Annotated in this window: 21 protein-coding genes; 4 read left to right on the forward strand and 17 right to left on the reverse strand. The window is 71.6% G+C overall.

Annotated features, from left to right (window positions below):
• Window positions 1-83 precede the first annotated feature (83 nt).
• Window positions 84-1,181, forward strand: coding sequence for an OpgC family protein (locus HPY23_RS25485; RefSeq protein WP_091886671.1), 1,098 nt, complete (start codon window positions 84-86; stop codon window positions 1,179-1,181).
• Window positions 1,142-2,041 carry an SGNH/GDSL hydrolase family protein gene (locus HPY23_RS25490; protein ID WP_060846396.1) on the forward strand — a complete coding sequence of 300 codons (900 nt, stop codon included), beginning with the start codon at window positions 1,142-1,144 and terminating at the stop codon, window positions 2,039-2,041. The genes HPY23_RS25485 and HPY23_RS25490 overlap by 40 nt, the downstream gene beginning before the upstream one ends.
• Before the next feature lie 24 nt (window positions 2,042-2,065).
• Here the strand turns inward: HPY23_RS25490 and HPY23_RS25495 are convergent, their stop codons facing one another.
• From HPY23_RS25495 to HPY23_RS25570, 16 genes are all read right to left on the reverse strand, one after another.
• Complete coding sequence (locus HPY23_RS25495; RefSeq protein WP_091886668.1) at window positions 2,066-2,320, reverse strand: hypothetical protein; 255 nt, start codon at window positions 2,318-2,320, stop codon at window positions 2,066-2,068.
• A gap of 213 nt (window positions 2,321-2,533) precedes the next feature.
• On the reverse strand, window positions 2,534-2,941 hold the full coding sequence (locus HPY23_RS25500; RefSeq protein ID WP_048428427.1) for a DUF1236 domain-containing protein: 408 nt from the start codon (window positions 2,939-2,941) through the stop codon (window positions 2,534-2,536).
• 172 nt (window positions 2,942-3,113) lie between these two features.
• Window positions 3,114-3,851 carry a sigma-70 family RNA polymerase sigma factor gene (locus tag HPY23_RS25505; RefSeq protein WP_060846394.1) on the reverse strand — a complete coding sequence of 246 codons (738 nt, stop codon included), beginning with the start codon at window positions 3,849-3,851 and terminating at the stop codon, window positions 3,114-3,116.
• Between the two features lie 111 nt (window positions 3,852-3,962).
• Window positions 3,963-4,754, reverse strand: coding sequence for a class II glutamine amidotransferase (locus tag HPY23_RS25510; protein WP_060846393.1), 792 nt, complete (start codon window positions 4,752-4,754; stop codon window positions 3,963-3,965).
• Window positions 4,755-4,798: 44 nt separating this feature from the next.
• Window positions 4,799-5,098 carry an oxidase gene (locus tag HPY23_RS25515; RefSeq protein WP_244537578.1) on the reverse strand — a complete coding sequence of 100 codons (300 nt, stop codon included), beginning with the start codon at window positions 5,096-5,098 and terminating at the stop codon, window positions 4,799-4,801.
• 10 nt (window positions 5,099-5,108) lie between these two features.
• Window positions 5,109-5,771 carry a cytochrome c oxidase subunit 3 gene (locus tag HPY23_RS25520; protein WP_091886665.1) on the reverse strand — a complete coding sequence of 221 codons (663 nt, stop codon included), beginning with the start codon at window positions 5,769-5,771 and terminating at the stop codon, window positions 5,109-5,111.
• Window positions 5,768-7,444 carry a cytochrome c oxidase subunit I gene (locus HPY23_RS25525; protein WP_060846391.1) on the reverse strand — a complete coding sequence of 559 codons (1,677 nt, stop codon included), beginning with the start codon at window positions 7,442-7,444 and terminating at the stop codon, window positions 5,768-5,770. The genes HPY23_RS25520 and HPY23_RS25525 overlap by 4 nt, the downstream gene beginning before the upstream one ends.
• Window positions 7,441-8,409: a cytochrome c oxidase subunit II gene (gene coxB / locus HPY23_RS25530; RefSeq protein ID WP_091886662.1), complete on the reverse strand. Its 969-nt coding sequence runs from the start codon at window positions 8,407-8,409 to the stop codon at window positions 7,441-7,443. Before coxB ends, HPY23_RS25525 begins: the two co-directional genes overlap by 4 nt.
• Window positions 8,406-8,933 (reverse strand): hypothetical protein, encoded by a 528-nt coding sequence (locus HPY23_RS25535; protein WP_175539961.1) that lies wholly within the window; start codon window positions 8,931-8,933, stop codon window positions 8,406-8,408. The genes coxB and HPY23_RS25535 overlap by 4 nt, the downstream gene beginning before the upstream one ends.
• Window positions 8,930-9,988 carry a hypothetical protein gene (locus HPY23_RS25540; protein ID WP_091886659.1) on the reverse strand — a complete coding sequence of 353 codons (1,059 nt, stop codon included), beginning with the start codon at window positions 9,986-9,988 and terminating at the stop codon, window positions 8,930-8,932. The genes HPY23_RS25535 and HPY23_RS25540 overlap by 4 nt, the downstream gene beginning before the upstream one ends.
• Window positions 9,985-10,548 (reverse strand): c-type cytochrome, encoded by a 564-nt coding sequence (locus tag HPY23_RS25545; RefSeq protein WP_091886772.1) that lies wholly within the window; start codon window positions 10,546-10,548, stop codon window positions 9,985-9,987. The genes HPY23_RS25540 and HPY23_RS25545 overlap by 4 nt, the downstream gene beginning before the upstream one ends.
• Before the next feature lie 35 nt (window positions 10,549-10,583).
• A complete protein-coding gene (locus HPY23_RS25550; RefSeq protein ID WP_091886656.1) occupies window positions 10,584-12,578 on the reverse strand; it encodes a quinol:electron acceptor oxidoreductase subunit ActD in 1,995 nt (664 codons plus the stop codon).
• Window positions 12,575-15,562 carry a TAT-variant-translocated molybdopterin oxidoreductase gene (locus HPY23_RS25555; RefSeq protein ID WP_091886653.1) on the reverse strand — a complete coding sequence of 996 codons (2,988 nt, stop codon included), beginning with the start codon at window positions 15,560-15,562 and terminating at the stop codon, window positions 12,575-12,577. Before HPY23_RS25555 ends, HPY23_RS25550 begins: the two co-directional genes overlap by 4 nt.
• Window positions 15,559-16,218 carry a cytochrome c3 family protein gene (locus HPY23_RS25560; RefSeq protein WP_200601509.1) on the reverse strand — a complete coding sequence of 220 codons (660 nt, stop codon included), beginning with the start codon at window positions 16,216-16,218 and terminating at the stop codon, window positions 15,559-15,561. Before HPY23_RS25560 ends, HPY23_RS25555 begins: the two co-directional genes overlap by 4 nt.
• Window positions 16,219-16,462: 244 nt before the next feature.
• Window positions 16,463-16,963: a GNAT family N-acetyltransferase gene (locus HPY23_RS25565; protein WP_200601510.1), complete on the reverse strand. Its 501-nt coding sequence runs from the start codon at window positions 16,961-16,963 to the stop codon at window positions 16,463-16,465.
• Window positions 16,960-17,583, reverse strand: coding sequence for a PRC-barrel domain-containing protein (locus HPY23_RS25570; RefSeq protein ID WP_091886647.1), 624 nt, complete (start codon window positions 17,581-17,583; stop codon window positions 16,960-16,962). Before HPY23_RS25570 ends, HPY23_RS25565 begins: the two co-directional genes overlap by 4 nt.
• Window positions 17,584-17,959: 376 nt before the next feature.
• Between HPY23_RS25570 and HPY23_RS25575 the strand changes: the two genes are divergently transcribed.
• Window positions 17,960-18,109 (forward strand): hypothetical protein, encoded by a 150-nt coding sequence (locus tag HPY23_RS25575; RefSeq protein ID WP_175539960.1) that lies wholly within the window; start codon window positions 17,960-17,962, stop codon window positions 18,107-18,109.
• Window positions 18,110-18,128: 19 nt separating this feature from the next.
• On the opposite strand, the gene HPY23_RS25580 is transcribed toward HPY23_RS25575, so the two are convergent.
• Window positions 18,129-18,947, reverse strand: coding sequence for a PIG-L deacetylase family protein (locus tag HPY23_RS25580; protein ID WP_091886644.1), 819 nt, complete (start codon window positions 18,945-18,947; stop codon window positions 18,129-18,131).
• A gap of 542 nt (window positions 18,948-19,489) precedes the next feature.
• Here HPY23_RS25580 and HPY23_RS25585 point away from each other — a divergent pair.
• Entirely contained in the window at window positions 19,490-20,263 is a 774-nt protein-coding gene (locus HPY23_RS25585; RefSeq protein ID WP_060846381.1) for a ferredoxin--NADP reductase, read from the forward strand.
• Window positions 20,264-20,296 lie beyond the last annotated feature (33 nt).

Here is a 20,296-nt window from a genome sequence, read left to right on the forward strand (position 1 = left end):
GGCACTCGACTTGCACCGCGCCGCCAGGGGCGGCGCCCCCCGAGATCGGCCGAGCGAGACCCGCGAGAGGGACCACGGGCATCATGCGTGAACCGAATGCGGTCGATTTCTGGCGCGGCATTGCGCTGATCACGATCTTCATCAACCACATCCCGGGCAACTTCTTCCAGAACTATACCTATTCCCAGTACGGGATCTCGGACGCGGCCGAGCTGTTCGTGTTCCTGGCCGGCTGGTCGATCGGCATCGCCACACGCGGGCGCGACGGCACGCCCGAGCCTGCGCTCCGCACGGTGCTGCGGCTCCTCTCGCGCATGGTCGAGGTCTACCGCGCCCAGCTCGTCATCACCGCCCTGGCGCTGGCGATGCTGGCAGGCGCCGCCCTCTACCTCGACAACCCGCTGCTGGTCGAATGGCACAATGCCGGGCCGATCTTCAGCGATCCGATCCAGGCCACCGTCGGCTGGGTGACGCTGCTGCACCAGCTCGGCTTCTTCAACATCCTGCCGCTCTACGTCGTGCTGCTCGGCCTCGCCCCCGCCTTCGTGCTGCTGGCGCGGGTGCATCTCGGGCTGTCGGTCGGGATCTCGGTGCTGCTCTACGCGGTCAGCCTGGTGTTCGAGTTCAACATCCCGAGCTGGCCGATGGAGGGGCACTGGTTCTTCAACCCGTTCTGCTGGCAGCTGCTGCTGGTCCTGGGCTTTGCCGCCCACGAGTGGCGGCGCGGCTCGGGCCGGTTCCTGGCCTGGCGCCGTCGCCTGATGCCGCTCGGGATCGTCATCGTGATCGTCGGCGCGGTCCTGTCCTGGTTCAACCTGCGGCCCGATCCACTGGCGGTGCCCGAGCCGCGCCTGCTCTTCATCTTCGACAAGTCCTACCTGTCGCCGGCCCGGCTGGTGCACTTCCTGGGCGTACTGCTGGCCTTCCAGACGGTGTTCGGACTGGTCCAGCCCCGGGCGCGATGGCTCACCGAGCAGCTTGCCGGCCTCGGGCGCAACTCGCTCGCGGTCTTCTCCGTCGGCTCGGTGGCGAGCCTCGGTGCACAACTGATTCGGTTCTGGACGGGAGGAGGTTTCGCGACCGACGTCTTTGTCGTAGGATGCGGGCTGGCTTCACTCTCCTTCACGGCATGGTTCGTCGAATGGCGCTCTCGCTCTCCCCGTCCCTCCTCGGCGGCGTGAGCGTCGCGTTGCTCGCGAGCCTCGGCTTCGCCGTGCAGGCGCAATCGACGACACCGCCGGCAGCACAGGTCCAGCCAGCGCCCTCGCAACCCGCCCTGGCCGAGATTCCGGCGCTCCAGGCCACCGCGCCGAGCCTGGAGGCACCCGATCCGAGCCTGTCGCCCGAGTGCCGGGTGCCGGGCTCGAAGCTCTACACCCTGGCCAAGCTCAAGGCGGTCAAGAAGGCCCTGCGCGAGCACCGTGCCGTCCAGGTCCTGACGATCGGCTCCAGCTCCGGCGGCCTCGGCACCGCCGCGACCTACCCGGTGCGGCTCGAGGACGCCCTGACCCGCTCGCTCCCCGACATCGAGGTGACGGTCGAGAGCCGCGGCGTTTCCGGCGAGATCGCCTTCGGGGCGGCGGAGCGGCTGCGCAACCAGGTGGCGGAGATCGAGCCCGACCTCGTGGTCTGGCAGGTCGGCGGCAACGACGCGCTCGCCCGCGTCGACATCGAGGATTTCTCGCAATCGCTCGCCGAGACCGTGGCCTGGATCAAGTCGCATGGCATCGACGTGGTGCTGGTCGATCCGCAATACACCGCCAGCCTCGCCAAGGACGACTATTACCGCCAGTTCGTGCTGGCGATCCAGAAGGTCGCCGAGCGCGAGCAGGTACCCCTGGTGCAGCGCTACGAGGCGATGCGCTACCTCGCCACCCGGGCGATCAGCGCGCTGAAGGGCAATGCGTCCCAATCCGGCGCGGGCTTTCGCCTCGCCGATCTCGGCTATCGCTGCATGGCCGAGCACGTCACCCGGGCAATCACCGTGTCGCTGCTCCAGCCCGACATCGCCGGCCCGGCCCTGCCGCCGCCGGCGCACTGACGCATCGTCACTGCGACCCGGTCGTTACGGCTTGGGCGGCAGCTCGCGCAGGATGTTGTTGACCACGTCCTCGACCGCCTCGCGGCCGGTGTCGTGCGCCTTCAGGCGGCTCTCGAGCCGGCGCAGCTGCGGCGTGAATTCCGCCGGCAGGACCGGGTCCCCGAGGTAGTCGGGCTTGTCGGCCTCGGCGTTGTAGGCCGAGCGAAGCTCCTTCCCGAGGTGCTCGCGCACCGGCTCCGGCAGGGCGGCGTCGTGGTTCTCGTGCAGGTCGGAGGGCATGGGCGTCCGCGTCGGTCAAGGTTTCGAGGCAGCGGATGAAGTCGATCCGCGCCTTCCTTGTGAAGAACGACGTTCGATGTGATTTCGTTGCAGTCCTTACCGCAACATAGCGACGGAAGTCGTGCCGCCGAAATGCGAGAAGCCCCGGCCGAGAGACCGGGGCTTCCAGAAGGCCCGTACCGCGCCGCCGTCGGGCGGCGCGGTAGACCCTGATTAGTCGATGACCTGCACGATGCGGCGGGTGCCCGGATCGACCAGCACGACGCGATCGTTGACCACGGTGTAGCGGCGGCCGCGGATGCCGTACTCGGACGGGACCTCGTAGTAGCTCACGCCCGAGGAGGGCAGCACGCCGCCGACGGCCACGTCGCCGTCCCAGTCGTAGGAGCGATGCTGGCGCACGGCGTAGGAGCGGAAGCGGGGGCGCTCGTCGACGCCGAGCAGGCCGCCGACCGCACCGGTCGCGGCGCCGACGGCACCACCGACGATCGCGCCGACCGGACCGGCCGCAGCGGCACCGTCCTCCGCGCCGCGCTGGGCGCCGGGCAGTAGGCCCTGGGCCTGGGCGGCCATCGGCAGGGTGAGGGCGAGGGCGGCGGCAGCCAGAAGGGTCTTCTTCATCGGATCGGTCTCCGTTTCGTCCAGTCCACCCCGGTCGAGCGGGGCGGCTCTCGGGGGATGTAACGTCGCTGTTGGCGAAACGGTTCAATCGATGCGGCGGGTTTTGTCGCACCGGGCCCGATGACAGACACCCGGACCCGGTGGGAGTACTCTACCCGGGAAGGGGTCCGGGTCAGGCGTCCTTCGGCATCGCCGACTGGATCAGGCGATCGGTGCCGAGATCTTCCTCGTCGTAGCCCAGGAGTTCCGCCAGGCGGCCGCGGGCGCGGCTGACGCGGCTCTTCACCGTGCCGACCTTGCACCCCATGATCGCCGCCGCCTCCTCGTAGGAGACGCCCTCGGCGCCGACGAGGACCAGGGCCTCGCGCTGGTCCGGCGGCAGCTTGGCGAGCGCGCTCTGCAGATCCTCGACGTCGAGCCGGTCGCCCTGGTGCGGCGCGGTGGCGAGCCGGGCGGCGTAGGAGCCGTCCTGGTCCTCGACCTCGCGCACGCGCTTGCGGTGGTCGGAGTAGAAGATGTTGCGCAGGATGGTGAACAGCCAGGCGTTCAGGTTGGTGCCGGGCTGGAACCGGGCCCGGTGCTGCCAGCCCTTCAGCAGCGTGTCCTGCACCAGGTCGTCGGCCCGGGCCGGGTTGCTGGTGAGCGACAGCGCGAAGGCGCGCAACGACGGCACGGCCTGCAGCAGCCCGTCGCGGAATTCCGGCAGGACGATCTCGCCCTGCGCCTTCAACACCGCCTCCAGGCGCGCGATCAGGTCGGCGAAGCGGTTGTCCGGGTCGGCGTCGCCCAGGGCCTCGTAGGTCGCCCGGAGCTGGCTGCCGAGATGCGACCGGATGGTGGCCGAGAGGCCGGGACGGTCCTCCCCCGAGGGGATCGGGGCCGACGGATTCGGGGCTATGTCTCGCGTCATGGCTCTCGCGTCTGCCTGCCTAGAGGAAGATGGGCCCGGGGGCCGCGACCGGAAAGGGGCAACCTTAGCGAGAAACGGGCCGAGACCGATAGACCGCCCGGCCGGGGCGGTTCAGCCGCCGATGCCGGCCCCCGCCTCGTCGCCGTCCGGCACGCCGAGGCGGAAGGCCAGGACCTCGCCGGGGGCGAGATCGGTCCAGCTTTCGTCCCGGGTCAGCGGTCGGGTCGCCACCACGGTCACGATGTCGTCGGGCGTGGTCTCCTGCGCGAAGTCCACCCGCCAATCCTCGTCGATCAGCGTCGCGGTGCCGAACGGCGCCCGGCGGGTCAGCGTGCACAGGCGCTTGCCGCAATGGGCGTAGAGGGTGCGGCTGTCGGAGAGCAGCATGTTGAACACGCCGAGCCCGTGCAGCTCGGCGCAGAGCTCCCGCACCGCCCCGTCGAGGCGGGTGGGCTTCGGCAGGCTGCCCCAGCGCTCCTCGAGCCTGCCCAGCATCCAGCAGAAGGCGTGCTCGCTGTCGGTGGTGCCGACGGGCTTGAATCGGCCGAGCGTCAGCCGCTTCACGCCCTTGAGCTGGCCGTTATGCGCGAAGGTGAAGGTGCGGCCCCACAATTCGCGGCTGAAGGGATGCGTGTTCTCCAGCGTCACCCGGCCGCGATTGGCCCGGCGCACGTGCGCGATCACGATCCGGCTCTTGATCGGGTATTGCCGCAACAGCCGGGCGATCTCCGAGCGCGCGCTCGGCTCCGGATCGTGGAAGCTGCGGCTGCCGCGGCCTTCGTAGAACGAGATGCCCCAGCCGTCCTGATGCGGGCCCGTCTCGCCGCCGCGGCGCGCCAGGCCCGCGAAGCTGAAACGGATGTCGGTCGGGACGTTGGCGCTCATGCCGAGCAATTCGCACATGGGACCGATATAGCGCCGCGGTGGTGAGCGGGGAGTGAACGGGCTTATCCCCGCGACAGGTAATCCACCAGCGTCATTGCGAACAGGATCCCGACCCAGAAGAAGCCGATGCCGGCAAACAGCTTCACCAGCGGCGGCTCGTGGCGGACCTCCATGGAGACCAAGAGGATCGTCGCCACCATGGCGCCGGCGACCACAAGCTCGACGATCCAGACATGCGGGAAGGGAAGGGTGGCTCCGAGACCCACGTTGACCGCGAGCATGACCAGGAGCGCGCACGCCGTCAGGACCGGCTCGCGCATGTGCCGCCAGAGGATGCGGCGCTCGTCGGGGGTGCCGAACACGGGACGTCTCCTACCGATTGAGCACGTAGAGGACCGGGAAGGCGAGAATCCAGATCAGGTCGATGAAGTGCCAGTAGAGCCCGAAGATCTCGATCCGATTCTGGTGCCGGCTCAGGAAGCCCGGCCGGCTCGCCTGCCAGGTCATCGCCAGCAGGATGCTGATGCCGGTGATCAGGTGGAGGCCGTGGAGGCCGGTGGCGACGTAGTAGAGGTTCACGAACAGCCGCGAGGGCGGGGAGTCCTTCAGCTCGTAGGGCCGGTCGGACAGGAACGGCATCATGTGCTCGTGGTAGTCGGCGTAGTACTCGTAGCCCTTGAGCACCAGGAACAGGCCGCCGAGCGCCGCGGTGGCGAGCATGAACCGCACCATGCCGCGCTGCCATCCGAGCCGCGAGAGCTGGATCGCCCCCGACATGGTCAGGCTGGAGCCGATCAGCACGACCGTATTGGTGGCGCCGATCCAGAACTTGAGGTGGCGTGCCGCCTCCTGCACCGCCTCCGGGTGCAGCAGGCGCAGGATCAATGCCGTGAGGAACAGGCCGGCGAAGAGCAAGAGTTCGGTCAGCAGCCAGGCCCACATCCCCAGTACGGCGGCGCGCTTCTGCTGCTCCACCGTGGCGAAGTGGGAGACGAGCTTGACGCCGACCGGCGTCTCGGCGGCACCCGCGCTCACGAGTGCTGCCTCCCGGTCTCGCGCGCCTGGATCGGGTAGTCGTAGGGCACCTTCGGCGCCACCGGCTCGGTGAGGAAGTTGTGGGCCGGCGGCGGCGAGGGCACCGTCCATTCGAGGCCTCTGGCGTCCCAGGGGTTGGCCTGGGCCCGCTTCCCGAACCAGATCGAGTAGACGAGATAGACCATCGGAAAGATGTAGCCGACCGCCAGGATGGTCGAGCCCGCCGAGGACAGGATGTTGAGAAACTGGAATTCCGGCGGATAGACGTGGTAGCGCCGCGGCATCCCGAGATAGCCGAGGATGAATTGCGGGAAGAAGGTGACGTTGAAGCCGATGAAGATCAGGAAGGCGGAGATCCGGCCCCAGGCCTCGATGTACATCCGCCCGGTGATCTTCGGCCACCAGAAATGCAAGCCGCCGAGGAAGGCCAGCACCGTGCCGCCAACCATGATGTAGTGGAAATGCGCCACGACGAAGTAGGTGGCGTGGACGTGCTGGTTGATGGCGAGCGTGGCGAGGTAGAGGCCGGTCAGGCCGCCGAGCACGAACAGGCCGATGTAGCCCATGGCGTAGAGCATCGGCGTGTCGAGCTTGAGCGAGCCCTTATGGATCGTCGCGGTCCAGTTGTAGACCTTGACGGCGGAGGGCACCGCCACCGCGAAGCTGAGCACCGAGAACGCCACGCTGGCAAAGTCGCTCTGCCCGTTGACGAACATGTGGTGGCCCCAGACGAAGAAGGTCACCGAGGCGAGCCCGATCGCCGCGTAGGCGACGAACTTGTAGCCGAAGAGCTTCTTCTGCGCGAAGGCCGGGACGATCTCCGAGATCACCCCCATGCCCGGCAGCACCATGATGTAGACCGCCGGGTGCGAGTAGAACCAGAACAGGTGCTGGAACAGCACCGGGTCGCCGCCATAGGCCGGATCGAAAACCCCGATATGGAAGGCGCGCTCGGCGATGAGCAGGATCAGCGCCACGGTGATGACCGGGGTGGCGAGCAGGAAGATCAGGCTGGTGGCGTAGTGGGTCCAGACGAAGATCGGCAGCCGGAACCAGGTCATACCCGGCGCCCGCATGGTGTGGATCGTCACCACGAAGTTGAGGCCGGTCAGGATCGACGAGAACCCGACGATCGTGACGCCGATCAGGGCCGGCACCACCCAGGTGTTCGAGAAGGCGGTGGAGAGCGGGGTGTAGAACGTCCAGCCAGTGTCGACGCCCCCCAACACCACGCTGACCAGCGTGAAGAACGCCCCCGTCATGAACACGTACCAGGAGGCGAGGTTCAGCTTCGGGAAGGCGAGGTCCCGTGCCCCGATCATCAGCGGGATCAGGAAGTTGCCGAAGGTCGCGGGAATGCTCGGGATCAGGAAGAACCACACCATCACGACCCCGTGGATCGTGAACAGCTTGTTGTAGGTGTCGTTGGTAAAGACCTGGCCGTTCGGCACCACCAAGGCCAGGCGCACGAGCCCTGCCGTCACCGCGCCGATGACGAAGAAGGCGGTGATGCTGGCGAGATACAGGAGCGCGATGCGCTTGTGATCGGTGGTGAAGAACCACGAGCGCAGGGTGTGCTCGGCGTGCAGGTAGTCGGCCCCGTGGCCAAGACGGGAATCCGGAGTGTGGGGCTCGCGCAGCGCCGCCCCGTCGGTGACCGTGCCGCTCGTCATGGGGAGGCATCCTGCTGGGCCGTCGCGCGTCCGCTCTTCAGGTAGGAGACGAGACGGTCGAGGTCGTCGTTCGGGATCACGTTGCGGAAGGCCGGCATCACCTGCTTGTAATCCGCCGCCAGCTTCTGCCGGTTCGGGTTCAGGATCTTGTCGCGCAGATACGTCTCGTCGGCCGTCACCGTGCGGCCGTCCGCGAGCTTGACCTCGCTGCCGTAGAGGCCGGCCAGCGAGGGCGCCCGCACCTTGGCGCCGGGGTCGTGGCAGGTGCCGCAGCCGTAGGATTCGTAGATCGCGCGGCCCGCCCCGGCCTGGCCGCCCTGCTGCGCCCCGGCATTCTGCAGCCAGGCTGCGTAGTCGGCCTGGGTCATCAGGGTCAGGTTGCCGTCCATCTTCGAATGGTCGGTGCCGCAATATTCCGAGCAGTAGAGCCGGTAGCTGCCGGTGCGGTCGGCCTTGAACCACATCTCGGTGTAGCGGTCGGGCAGGGTCGCCATCTGCATCCGCAGCGCCGGGAGGTAGAGGTTGTGAATCACGTCCTGGCTGATCATCCGGATCTTGATCGGCTGGCCGATCGGCAGGTGCAGGTCGTTGATCTCGGATTGCCCGGTCGGGTGCTGGAACTTCCACATCCATTGCCGGCCGATCGCCTCGACCACCATGGCGTCGCCCGGCACCTGCTTGGAGATGAAGAACAGCCGGGCGCCCCAGACGAAGAAGATCAGGGTGAGCAGGAACGGGATCAGCATCCAGCTGATCTCGATCAGCACGCTGCGGGTGTTGCCGTGGCTGCGGTCGGCCTCCTCGCCCTGGCGGTAGCGGATCGCGAACCAGGTGATGGCGACGAAGACCGGCACGGTCAGGAGCAGCGTCAGGACCGTGAAGGCGAGGATCAGCCAGTCGGTCTCGACCGCCGTGGCGGAGGCCGCCGCCGGCCAGAGCTGGAGCGCGAGGTCGGTCGGGTTCATCGAGCGGGGGCTCCGCCGGCGGGCGGCAGGGGGGCGGGAACCGGCGCGCCCGCTCCGGCGGGATCGAGGGGCGTGCCGGCGATCAGCCTCATGGCGCGCTCGACCGGGATGCGGGCGCGCCCGTCGGGCAGGAGGGCGTAGGTGGTGAGCTGGGCGGCCTCCCGCGCCTCGTGGCGGGCGAGATCCTCGTAGGGCGCGCCCTGCAGGTTCGGCGGCGGCGGCTGCACCTTGGCGCTCTGCTGCGGCGTCAGCGGCAGGCGGTTGGCGACGTTCCAGGCGCCGAACAGGTGCATCATCAGCCCGACCGCGACGATCGCGGCGGCGACGGAGCCGGCGAGCCCCACGACCACGAAGGCGGTGCGGCGGACGTCGACGTCCTCCTCCTCGAAACCCTCCGGGTTGTGCGGTCCGGCATCGGGCTCGGGCCGGGGCGGGGCGGGCTTGAAGCCGGAGAGGCGCAGGAGCCCCGCCGCCGCGAGGGCGGGCAGGAGCGCGAACGGGCCGGGGCGGGTCTCGTCGCTCACGAGGCGCGGCCCCGCAGGCGGCGGTCCACCGGGCCGTAGAGGCCGCCGGCGACCCCCACCACCCCGATCAGCGCCAGCGCATCCGCCCAGGTGAACCGGAAGGCGCCGCGGAAGCCCGGCGTGACCAGCCAGAAGATCTCGGCGCCGTGGAGCAGCAGGATCAGGAGGGCGATGCCGGCGAGCAGCGCGGGCCGGCCGGCATGGCGCTGCGGCACCAGCACCAGCGCGGCGAGCACCATCACGCCGACGCCGATCCAGATGCCGAGGCGGCCGAGCGCCCCGTCGCGGGCGAGATACCAGCGCGCCTCCTCGGGAAGGTTGGCCGACCACACCGTGAGGTACTGCGTGGCGTGGACGAAGCCCCAGATCGCGAGCAGCACCAGGATCGGGTCGGCGAAGGCCGCGGCGGTGCGCTGGTCGCGGCCGGGACGGCCCGAGGAATCCCGCGCGGCGATCAGGGCCGCCGCCGACAGCGCCAGGCCGGTCTGGATCGTCATCATCAGGAGCCCGAAGGCCGTGGAGGCGAGGCCGGGATCGGCCGACTGCACCCAATCCTCCGCCGCCAGCGTGCCGGTGACGGCATAGAGGCCGAGGCCCAGGACCGCGCGGGCGCGCCGCCAGGCCGCCGCCGGGCTGCCGGGCTCGGCGGCCGGGCGCCGGAAGGTGTCGGCGAGCCACAGCCAGATCGCCAGGTAGGCGAGGCTGCGCAGGATGAAGAAGACGGGGGTGAACCACAGGGCGGCCAGAGCCGTGCGCGGCGGGGCGCCCCGGTCCCACGGGTAAAGGCCACCCAGGCTCAGGAGCACCGGCAGCAACAGCAGGCCGGCGATGGGCAGGAGCCCGAGGAGCCGGCGCAGGGACGCGGCCATCGGCCCGGCGGAGAAGCCCGCGAGCTCGAGGCCCATCAGCAGGGGCAGGGCGCCGGCGGGCAGCGCCACCAGCACCAGCCAGGCGGCGAGGTAGGAGGGCATCACCGGGCTGCCGGAGGCGCCGGCGAGCGCGCAGGCCGCGAGCGCCGCCGCGCCGAGGGCGAGGGAGATCGGGCGGCGGCTCATCGCTTGGTCCTCTGCGGGTCTGTCGATTCGAGGTCGGTCGCTGACTTGGCTGTCGTCGGCTCGGCGGCCGCGACCTTCGCCCGATCCTCCTCCGGCAGCGCCGCCAGGGTCGCGCCCTGGCTCAGCTGCAGCGCCCGGATGTAGGCGACGATGGCCCACCGGTCGGCGGGCGGCACCTGGGCGGCGTAGGGAAGCATGGTGCCCCGGCCGTGGGTGATGACGTCGTAGAAGTGCCGCGCGGGCGCCGCCCGCAGGCGGGCCTCGTCGAACGAGGGCGGCCGCGGATAGCCGCGCTCGACGATCATCCCGTCGCCGTGCCCGGCCCCGCCGTGGCAGGGGGTGCAGAAGACGCCGTAGCGCTCCTGGCCGCGGGCCAGCAGGTCCGGGGTCGCGGCGGCCGGCTGCGGCACCGGCCGGTCGGGCGCCGCGCGGGCGACGGTGCCGGGCGGGGGCAGACGCATGGTCTGGCCCTGCGGGAAGAACGGGTTGCGGTCCCAGGTCTTCGACTTCGGCTGGCTCACCATGTCGGCCCGATCGCAGGCGGCGAGCGCCAGGGGCATCAGGAGCGCGAGACGGGGGAGGAGCGGGGAGCGCGTCACAGCGGCACCCTCCGGACCATCAGCGGCCGCCCCTGCGGCAGGCGCGCCAGCGCGCCCTCGATCCGGGCCGGATCGAAGCGGGGGCCGGTGGCCTCGAGGGCGAGGAAGAAGCGGTCCTCGCTCGCCCGGGCGAAGCCCGGGATCGCGAAGGCCGGATGGTTGAGGCGCGGCAGGCGGTTCTGGAACAGCAGCGCCAGCACGGTGGCGAGCCCGCCGCAGAGGGTGCCGAACGACACGCTCGGCACCATGAAGGACTGCCACGAGAAGCGCGGCCGGCCGCCGACGTCGAACACGTAGTCGATGCCGCTGGCGTAGAGGCACATCGCCATGAAGGCCAGGCCGCCCGCCAGCGCCGCCCCGAGGGCGAGGAGCGGCAGGATGCCGGCCGGGTGGCCCAGCGCGCGCGCGACCCGCGCCATCGGCACGGGGCCGTAGGTCTCGATCCGCGCCCCGAGGTCGCGGTCCTTCAGGGCCTCGACGGCGGCGGCGAGGTCGCCGGCCTGCGCGAACTCGGCGCTGACGCCCCAGAGCGGCGCTTCGTCCGTCTCGGCCGCGGTCGGCGCCCGCTCGCCGCTGGCGCGCCCGTCGGCGTGGCTCTCGGCGAAGCGCCGCGTCTCGGTGATCGAGACCATCGGCAGCGTGCGCAAGCCGAGGAGCAGCAGCGCCAGGAACAGGCCGACGCTGCCGAGAAGCGTCGCGATGCCCCACACGCCCATCGAATAGGGATGGGCGGAGGGCGGCAGGAAGTCGTGGCTGAGGGTGACGATCAACAGCATGAAGTGGTCGCCGAAGCTGCCGATCGCCGCGGCGATGCCGACCAGCGCGACGACGAGGCCGGAGCGGCGCAGCGCGGCGCGCCAGAACAGCTGCACCGGCAGCAGGGCGAAGACGACGATGAGCCAGAACGCCCAGGCATGCGGGCCGGCGAGGCGGCGCACCAGCACCGAGCGGTCGAAGGCGTCGCCGTGCAGGAGGCTCGAGAAGATCTCGGTGCCGTAGCAATAGGCCGAGACGAGGCCGAGCCCCAGCATCAGCCGCGCCATCAGGTCGAGGTGCCGCTCGGTGATCAGCACCTCGAGATGGAGGGCGCGGCGCACCAGCACCGCGAGCGCCGCCGTGACGCCGACGCCGGAAAGCAGCGAGGCGGCCAGGAAGGTCACCGGCAGGAGGGTGTCGTGCCAGCCCGGCAGCACCGTGCCGGCGAGCATCACCGAGGCCCCGGTCTGGAGCGCCACCACGAGGACGATGGCGAGCGCCGACAGCGTGCGGGTGGCCAGCACCCAGCGCTCCCAATGGGTCGCCGCGCCGCGCCAGCCGAGCGCCAGGATGCCGTAGATCTGCGCCCGCAGCATCGTCCGGCGCCGGCGCCGGCCGCTGCCCTCGTCGGCGGCGCGCCCCTCCGCCCGGGCCGCCTCGAAGGCGCGGTCGCGCAGGACCGCGAAGTCGGGCAGGAGCCCGACATACCACAGGCCGAGGCAGACCCCGAGGAAGCTGACGATGTCGATGGCGTCCCAGACCAGCGGCGAGCGAAATTGCGGCCACAGCGCCAGGGTGTTCGGGTAGGGCAGGGTCCAGTAGAACACCCAGGGCCGCCCGAGATGGATGATCGGGTAGAGGGCGGCCGCCGCCGCGGCCAGCACCGCGGTCGTCTCGGCGATCCGGTCGATGCCGGAGCGCCAGGCCGCCCCGGCGAGCCGCAGGATGGCGGAGGTGAGGAGCGCCCCGCAGGCGATGCCGATCCACCAGTCGTAGGCGACGATGTCGAGCGCCCAGACGACCGGGTTGTTGTTGTGCCAGATCCCTACGCCGTTGAGGAGGAGCCAGGCGAGGGCGGCCGCGAACACGCCGAGGAGGCCGCACGCCCCCGCGAAGGCGATCCACCACGCCCGCGAGCGGGCGCGCGCCGGGGCGCCCGCGACGGCGCGGCCGATCGAGGCGAAGTCCTCCTCGGCGCCGAGCAGACCGGCCCGGGGGGAGAGAGTGCCGCTCACAGGGCGCCTCCGGGCTTTGCCGCGCCGGTCGCCGAGGCCGCCTCGACCAGCCGGGCGAGGTAGGTGGTGCGGGGCTTGGTGTTGAGCTCGGCGAGGAGTCCGTAATTGCGCGGGTCGGCCGCCGCCGCGGCGACGCGGCTGCCGGAATCGCGCAGGTCGCCGAAGGTGATCGCCCGGGTCGGGCAGGCGCCCTGGCAGGCGGTGACGACGGCGCCGTCGGGGATCGGCGCATGGTCGCCGCGCGTCGAATCGATGCGCGCGGCGGCGATGCGCTGCACGCAGTAGGTGCATTTCTCCATCACCCCGCGGGCCCGGACCGTGACCTCGGGGTTGCGCTGCTGCTGCTGCACCGGCGCGGTGTCGCCGGAATAGTCGAGGTAGTTGAAGCGCCGGACCTTGTAGGGGCAATAGCTCGAGCAGGCCCGGGTGCCGACGCAGCGGTTGTAGACCATGAGGTTCAGCCCCTCGCGGTCGTGGACGGTGGCCTCCACCGGGCAGCCGACCTCGCAGGGCGCCTGCTCGCAATGCATGCACGGCACCGGCATGAAGTGGGTCTTCGGATCCTCGAGCCCGCCTTCATAGTAGCGATCGATCCGCAGCCAGTGCAGCCAGCGCCCCAGCGCCACCTCCTCCTTGCCGACGACCGGGATGTTGTTCTCGGACTGGCAGGCGGTGACGCAGGCGTTGCAGCCGATGCAGGCGTCGAGGTCGATCACCATGCCCCAGGCGCGCTCGCGGTCGTAGCGCCCGCCGGGCGAGGTCGGCGCCGGGGGGTAGAGCGAGGGCAGGGCCTCGCGGGAGGCGACCGGGGTCACCGCGCCCACCGCCTGCACCCGCACGAGGTCGTGCCCCTCCATCGTGCCGTGGTTCTGGGTCGTCACCGGCGGCGCCTTGCGGCCGGTCTTCGCCAGCGTCGCCTCGGCGAGGCGCCAGGGGCTGGCGCTGCGGCGCAGGGGGTAGGCGTCGTAGCCGAGGCCGTCGGCGAGCTGCTCGGGAACCCGGCGGCCGTAGCCGAGGAAGACCGTGACGGCGTCCTCGGCCTGGCCGGGCTGGATCCAGACCGGCCCCTCGATCCGCCGGCCCTCGGCCTCGAGCGTCACCACGTCGCCCTGGCGCAGCTCCTCCCGCTCGGCGAGGCCCGGGCTCACCGCGATCACGTTGCCCCACACCACCTTGGTCAGGGGCTTGGGCAGCTCCTGCAGCCAGGCGAGGTTGGCGAGGCTGCCGTCCCAGACCGTCGCGTCGGGCCGGAACACGACCTCGACCCGGCGGGCGGGCCCGGCCGGCGAGGGCGCGGGCGGGGCGGACGCCGCGGCGGCGGGCAGGGGAGCGCCGACCGTCTCGGGGGCGAGCGCTGTGTCGGCAAAGAAGCCGGCCTGGAGCACGGCCTCGCGGCGGGCCGTCCAGGCGGCGTCCGCCTCGCCCGGGGAACGCCAGTGGGCGTCGAACAGGGCGGCGCCGTCCTTGGCCTCCGCGTCGGTGAGGATCGACAGGATCTCCGGCACCGAGCGGCCGTCGTAGAGCGGACGGATCGTCGGCTGGATCGGCGTCACCGTCCCGTCGAGGGAGCGGGCGTCGCCCCAGGCCTCGAGCGGGTGGGCGAGCGGCAGGTTCCAGTCGCAGTGGAAGGCGGTCTCGTCCTGGTAGAGGCCGGCATGGACCTTGAGCGGCACCCGGGCGAGGGCCTCCAGGAAGCCGAGATCGCCCGGCGCCTCGTAGACCGGGTTGACGTCGAGCATCACCAGGAGCTGCACCTCGCCCCGGCGCATCGCCTCGGCGAGCGCGTCGAGGGGCTCGGCGTCGAGGACCGGCACCGGCGCGGTGTGGAACACGGTACGGCCGGTATTGCCGAGCGCCGCGTTGAGGCGGTGGACCTGGGCCAGCAGGTCCGGCACGGCCTGGGCGCCGGCGAGGACGAGCCCGCTGCCCCGCGCCGCGTCCAGCGCCGCGAAGGCGCGCGCGCGCCAGGCTGCCGCGGGGCCGCCGCGATCCGCCGCCGTGCCGCCGCCGGCCTCCGCCAGGAGATCGCGCACGAGGGCGGACAGGCCGTCCGAGCCGATCGCGAGCGGCGACTCGGCCTTGGCCGAGGTCAGATTCGGGCTCGGCCCGGCATGGTGGAGGGCGAGCAGGCGCCCCTCGGCGGCGGCCTTGCGGCGGGCCTCGACCCAGTCCCGCGCCTGGCCGACCTGGCCGGGCCCGGGATCGAGCACGTCGCCGTCGAGGGACACGACGACCCGCGCGCGATCGAAGCGCCAGCGGGTCTCGAGCGGGCGGCCGAGGGCGCGGCGCGCGCCCTCGTAGAGCGCGTCGCGCCCGGTCGGGGCCGAGACGTGCCAGCGCATCGCCGGGAAGTCCCGGCGCATCGCGGCGATCTGCGCGGCGAGCGACGGGGAGGTGACCGGCCCGGTGACGAGGTGCAGGCCACGCCCTCCCGCGACGGCCTTCAGCGCGGCGAAGCGCCCGGTCATCGCCGCGCGGAAGGCCGGCCAGGAGCTCGGCCGGCCGAGATGCTGCGGGGTCTGGAGCCGGAACGGATCGTAGAGCCCGAGCACCGATGCTTGCGCGAACACGTCGGTGCCGCCGCGGCTCCAGGGATGCTCGGCATTGCCCTCGATCTTGAGCGGCCGGCCGTTGCGGGTGGTGACCGTGATGCCGTTGGCGAACCCGTCGACGAGCGCCGCCGAGGCGTAGGCGAGGGGTGCCCCCGGGACGACCCGCTCGGGCTGGCGGACGTAGGGGATCTCCTGGCTGCGCCCGTCCGGCTGGCCGCAGGCGGCAAGCCCGCTCATCGCGAAGGAGGCGGCCATCAGCTTCAGGAAGCCGCGCCGGTCGGGTGCGGCGGCGAGCCGCGCGGCCGCCGGGTACTCGGTGTCGAGGAAGGTTCGGAACTCGGGCGAATCCGCCACCGCGTCGAGGCTGCGCCAGAAGGCCGGGCCGTCGCCAGCGGCGAGGCGGGCGCGCAGCGCGCCGATGTCGTGCGTCATCGGTGGCAGATCCCGCATTCGGTCAGGCGCTCGCCGCCCCGGATATGGTACTGGGCCACGAGTTCCGGCCCGAGCGTGGCCTGGTTGGCCGGCGGGCTCCAGGTCATGTTGAGGATCTGGTCCTTCGGCCGCACGTATTTCTCGGGATTGCGGTGGCAATCGAGGCAGAAGCTCATCTCGAACGCGTTGGCCCGGTAGGTGAGCTGCATGTCGGTGACGCTGCCGTGGCAGGTCGAGCAGCCGATGCCGTTGGTCACGTGGACCGAGTGGTTGTAGTAGACGTAGCCGGGCAGCTTGTTCAGGCGGTTCCAGACCAGGGGCTGGTCCTTGGCATAGCTCGCCCGGACCGGCTCCAGCATTTCCGAGCCCGACCAGATCTGGGAGTGGCAGGTCATGCAGGTCTCGGTCGGCGGAATCCCGGCGGTCGCCTGCGTCTCCACGGTGGTGTGGCAGTAGCGGCAATCGATCTTCAGCTCGCCCGAATGGTGCTTGTGGCTGAACGGCACCGGCTGGTCCGGCGCCACCCCGACGCCGGTGACGTAGGAGGAGCGCACCAGTCCCGCCCCGACCACCGGGATGCCGGCAAGGCAGGCGGCCGCGGTGAGGAGCGCGAGGCGCAGGAGGGCGTCGGCACCCGGGGCGAAGAGCTGGCGCATGACGTCAGGACCTGCCCACGCCGCACACCGCCCGCAGCGGCGGACAGCTCTGCGGGATCGTTCGCTTCAAGGCGGGAATCACGCTCCGCACGCCGTCCTCGTCATACCCTGGCCGCCCTGTTCGGAACGATGCCAGGCTAGGTGGCGCGCGGTCGGGCAGCGGCCAGGGGCGCCCGGACGATCGACGCCGCGCTGCGACAGCATGGCGTCGGAAAACCGAAGGCCGTGTCGCCGGGGCCTCGCCTCACGGCGCCAGGGATCGCACCATCACGGTCGCGCCGGCGCCGTAGCCCGCCGGCGCCGCGATCGGGACCGGCCGGAAGCCGTGCCGTTGCCAGAAGCCGGCGGCATCGCCGACCGCGACCAGCACCGCTTCGGGCAGGCCGCGCCGCGCGGCCTCGCCGAGCATCAGTCCGACGACCTCCCCGGCCGCCCCGTGCCCGCGCGCCTCCGGCAGCAGCGCCACGTCGTGGATGCACCAGGCTCCCGCGGGCACCGGCAGGGCGCCGAGCAGCGTGTCGAGGTCGGGTACCGAGCCCGACCGACAGGGGTGCCCGACGGCGTAGCCGACCGGGAGGTCGCCCGGCCCGGCGAGGGCGAGGCAGCCCTCCGGGCACAGGCGCAGGCGCTCGGCCATCACCGCATCGTCCTCCGGGTAGCCCGGATGGACGCGGGCCGCGACCGCCGAGGCCGCCGGAAGGTCCGAGACCCGCATCGCACGCCAGCGCGGCGCCTGTGCACTCAACGGGCGGCCTCGTACCGGAATTCCGGCGCGGCCTGGAGCTGGGCCTTGGTCAGCCGGATCTCGGCTTCCGCCACCGTGGCGTCGGGCCCGGTCGCCAGCACGGTCGCGCGGCCGCGGGGTTCGGGCGCCGCGACGGTGCCGGTGGTGTCGTCGACCGTGCCGCTGCGCTTGGCCGGGACGGCGGCCAGCGCCTGGTCGGTCACCTTGGCGCCCGGCATGGTTTGCGGTCCGGCGCTCTGCGCGGCGGCCTCCCCCGGCGTCCGGTCCGGCGTGGTGTGGGACGGTGGCGCCTCCGCGGCCGCGCGGCCGGTGTTCCAGGCCAGCACGTCGAACGGCACGGCGACGGATTTCTGGCCGATGCCGAGGAAGCCGCCGACGCCGATCACCACCGCGCGCACCCTCCCGTCCTGGGACAGCAGCACGTCCTCGATCTCGCCGACCCGGACGTGGTCCTGGCCGATCACCTTGACGCCGACGAGCTTCGAGGCCCGCACGCTGCCGGCCTCGGGCCGGGTCAGGAAGCCGGCCGCCTCGGGCGCCGGCTGCTGGGCGAGGACCGGGAGGGCCAGCACCGCGACGAACGGAAGGGCGATCAGGGGCGCGAGGCGGCGGACGGGCATGGATAAGGTCTCCGGGAGGTCGCGGCGCGAAAAGAAGTCTGGGCTCGCAGGCTCAACGGGGCGGGAGCGTGACGGTTCACCGCGGAGTGCCGCCCCCTCGCGCAGTCCCGCCACCCAACGGACCAGGCGGGAAGCCAGCGTTCCCGGGACCTTTGTGCGCTGGCGCACACCGCCTGCCGGCGGTCGGGCGATGGCGAGTGACGATTATTGACATTCATCACTCGTCCGGTAGGTTGATGGACATGCGGCCGGGCCGGTCGCGATCTTCGGTTGAGCTCCGCCCCCTCGCTCCGCCGCAGACCGTCGACCGGCCCGGCCGTACCCGTTTCCGGCTCGCCCGCTTTACGCGGGCCGGCGTTTCTGGCACCGGCCCGTCATGTCGCTGCGCGCCTGCCTCGTCCTCGCCCTGCTCGCCGGCCTCGCCGGACTGTCCCTGCGCATCGCCGTACCGGTCACGCCGGTCGACCAGGATTACCGCGACGTGGTCGCCTTCTACCGTGCCATGCCGGCGGGCGCCGGGCACTGACGCCTCGCCCGATTCCTCATCACCCGATGTCTCTGGCGGCCGCCGTCGCCAGTTCCCGGAACCGCGCCCCGTCCAGTCCCTCCGCTCCGTAGAGCAGGCGCCCGCCGTTCGGCAGGATGTCGAAGGCGTGGTCGGGCGCCTCGCGGAAGCGTTCGAGGGCGATAGGATAGCGGTTCAGGGCCTCGGCCTGGCTCGCATGGGCCGCGAACAAGGCGGCCTTGAAGGCGCAATCCTCCGGATCGAGGTGGAGCGCGATCGAGCGCCGCGGCGGCTCCGTCGGCAGGAAGCCGCCGGGCTCGGGCCCGTCGAGGCCGGCATGGCGAAACGTCATCTCGATCACCGCGAGACGCTCGGGCCCGAGGATCCGGCGGGCACCCGCCACCGCCAGCGCCACCGCGTCGTGGTCCGGGTGGCCGCCCTCGTAGGCGTGGGTCAGCGCCAGCGTGATGCCGCGTGCCGTGAACAGCGCGGCCAGGCGGCGGGCGAGCGCCGCGATCGCCCCGGCGACCTCGCCGTCGGGATAACCGAGGGCGACGCGCCGCTCCGGCGCGATGCCGGCGAGCGTCAGCGCCGCGTCGAGTTCCCGCGCCCGGGCGGCCGCGTAGGCGGCGGCGTCGGGGAAACCGGGCCGGACGCGGCCCCGGGGCGCGCCGTCGGTGACGTGGACCACGGTGAGCCCGGTCAGGCGCGGCAGCTGCGCGCCGCAGCCGATGCTCTCGTCGTCCGGGTGCGCGACCACCAGGGCGGCGGCCTCGGCCGGAACGGGCCCGCAGGCCGGGTGCGCCAGGGCGGCTAGGACGCGCTTGGCGGCCGGCGAGGTCGGGGCGATGGCCGTCATCGGATCAGATCGCCGGTCGCGGCCCGCGGGCCGGACCGCGCCGGACCATCCCGGCATCGCGCCGCACCATGGCGGAAACCGTCTCCGCCCGCGGCGGCCGGGCGGGGCGGGGGGCGAGGCCCCGGTACCGAGGGTTGGAGCAGAAGGTCACGGTCATGTCGAACTCCGCCAGGGGCTCCGTCGTCCGGTCGAGGCCGCCACCGGCATCGGGCCGGGGAGACGTCGCCCCCGGGCCGCCGGATCCAGGCCGCCGCCTCGCCGGGGCGCGCGATCCTGATTAAGCCAAGCACGGGCGCAGGCCCAGGGCCCGGCGCAGCCCCGACCGTTCACCGCGACGCCTGACGCACCGGAGGTAGGGTCGCGCCGCAAAGCATTCCGAAGAACAGCCGGTTATCCCTGCGGCGTGACGGTCACGCAGACCCCGCTTGTGCGGCGACGCCTTGACGGCACTGCCGCACCTGCGAGATGACCCATCCCAAACCGCGACGCGCGTCGACCGCGAGACGCGACACCGTCGGAAAGACCGCAGGATCCCTGGCACGATGAGCAACTTCAACGAGGAGCGCGTTCTGGCCGTCCATCACTGGACGGATTCGCTCTTCAGCTTCCGCACCACCCGCGACCCGTCGTTCCGCTTCCGCAACGGCGAGTTCACGATGATCGGCCTCAAGGGCGAGGGCAAGCCGCTCCTGCGCGCGTACAGCGTGGTGAGCGCCAACTACGAGGACGAGCTGGAGTTCTTCTCCATCAAGGTGCCGAACGGCCCGCTCACCTCGAAGCTGCAGCACCTCAAGGTCGGCGACCCGATCGTGGTCAGCCGCAAGGCCACCGGCACCCTGGTGCTCGACAACCTGATGCCCGGCCGCCACCTCTACCTGCTCGGCACCGGCACCGGCCTGGCGCCGTTCCTGGCGATCATCAAGGACCCGGAGACCTACGAGCGCTTCGAGAAGGTGATCCTGGTCCATGGCTGCCGCCAGGTCCAGGAGCTGGCCTACGGCGAGACGATCACCGAGACGCTGCCCCAGCACGAGCTGATCGGCGAGATGGTCCGCGACCAGCTGATCTACTACCCGACCGTCACGCGCGAGCCGTTCCGCAACCGCGGCCGCATCACCGACCTGATGACCTCGGGCAAGCTCTTCTCCGATATCGGCCTGCCGACGATGACGAAGGAGGCCGACCGCTTCATGCTCTGCGGCAGCCCCGACATGATCCGCGACACCCGCGACCTCCTGTCGGAGGCCGGCTACGTCGAGGGCAACCACGGCGAGGCCGGCCACTACGTCATCGAGAAGGCCTTCGTCGAGAAGTAGCGGCGTGCTACGCGGGATGCGCCGGGAGACCGA

It is taken from the genome of Methylobacterium ajmalii (assembly GCF_016613415.1).
Taxonomy (GTDB): Bacteria; Pseudomonadota; Alphaproteobacteria; order Rhizobiales; family Beijerinckiaceae; genus Methylobacterium; species Methylobacterium ajmalii.

What these genes read in the sequence shown, in the direction of transcription:
- HPY23_RS25485 (WP_091886671.1), top strand. Translation starts at nt 84, where the DNA reads ATGCGTGAACCGAATGCGGTCGATTTCTGGCGCGGCATTGCGCTGATC.
- HPY23_RS25490 (WP_060846396.1), top strand. Translation starts at nt 1,142, where the DNA reads ATGGCGCTCTCGCTCTCCCCGTCCCTCCTCGGCGGCGTGAGCGTCGCG.
- HPY23_RS25495 (WP_091886668.1), bottom strand. Translation starts at nt 2,320, where the DNA reads ATGCCCTCCGACCTGCACGAGAACCACGACGCCGCCCTGCCGGAGCCG.
- HPY23_RS25500 (WP_048428427.1), bottom strand. Translation starts at nt 2,941, where the DNA reads ATGAAGAAGACCCTTCTGGCTGCCGCCGCCCTCGCCCTCACCCTGCCG.
- HPY23_RS25505 (WP_060846394.1), bottom strand. Translation starts at nt 3,851, where the DNA reads ATGACGCGAGACATAGCCCCGAATCCGTCGGCCCCGATCCCCTCGGGG.
- HPY23_RS25510 (WP_060846393.1), bottom strand. Translation starts at nt 4,754, where the DNA reads ATGTGCGAATTGCTCGGCATGAGCGCCAACGTCCCGACCGACATCCGT.
- HPY23_RS25525 (WP_060846391.1), bottom strand. Translation starts at nt 7,444, where the DNA reads ATGACGAGCGGCACGGTCACCGACGGGGCGGCGCTGCGCGAGCCCCAC.
- coxB (WP_091886662.1), bottom strand. Translation starts at nt 8,409, where the DNA reads ATGAACCCGACCGACCTCGCGCTCCAGCTCTGGCCGGCGGCGGCCTCC.
- HPY23_RS25540 (WP_091886659.1), bottom strand. Translation starts at nt 9,988, where the DNA reads ATGAGCCGCCGCCCGATCTCCCTCGCCCTCGGCGCGGCGGCGCTCGCG.
- HPY23_RS25545 (WP_091886772.1), bottom strand. Translation starts at nt 10,548, where the DNA reads ATGCCCCTGGCGCTCGCCGCCTGCGATCGGGCCGACATGGTGAGCCAG.
- HPY23_RS25555 (WP_091886653.1), bottom strand. Translation starts at nt 15,562, where the DNA reads ATGACGCACGACATCGGCGCGCTGCGCGCCCGCCTCGCCGCTGGCGAC.
- HPY23_RS25560 (WP_200601509.1), bottom strand. Translation starts at nt 16,218, where the DNA reads ATGCGCCAGCTCTTCGCCCCGGGTGCCGACGCCCTCCTGCGCCTCGCG.
- HPY23_RS25570 (WP_091886647.1), bottom strand. Translation starts at nt 17,583, where the DNA reads ATGCCCGTCCGCCGCCTCGCGCCCCTGATCGCCCTTCCGTTCGTCGCG.
- HPY23_RS25575 (WP_175539960.1), top strand. Translation starts at nt 17,960, where the DNA reads ATGTCGCTGCGCGCCTGCCTCGTCCTCGCCCTGCTCGCCGGCCTCGCC.
- HPY23_RS25580 (WP_091886644.1), bottom strand. Translation starts at nt 18,947, where the DNA reads ATGACGGCCATCGCCCCGACCTCGCCGGCCGCCAAGCGCGTCCTAGCC.
- HPY23_RS25585 (WP_060846381.1), top strand. Translation starts at nt 19,490, where the DNA reads ATGAGCAACTTCAACGAGGAGCGCGTTCTGGCCGTCCATCACTGGACG.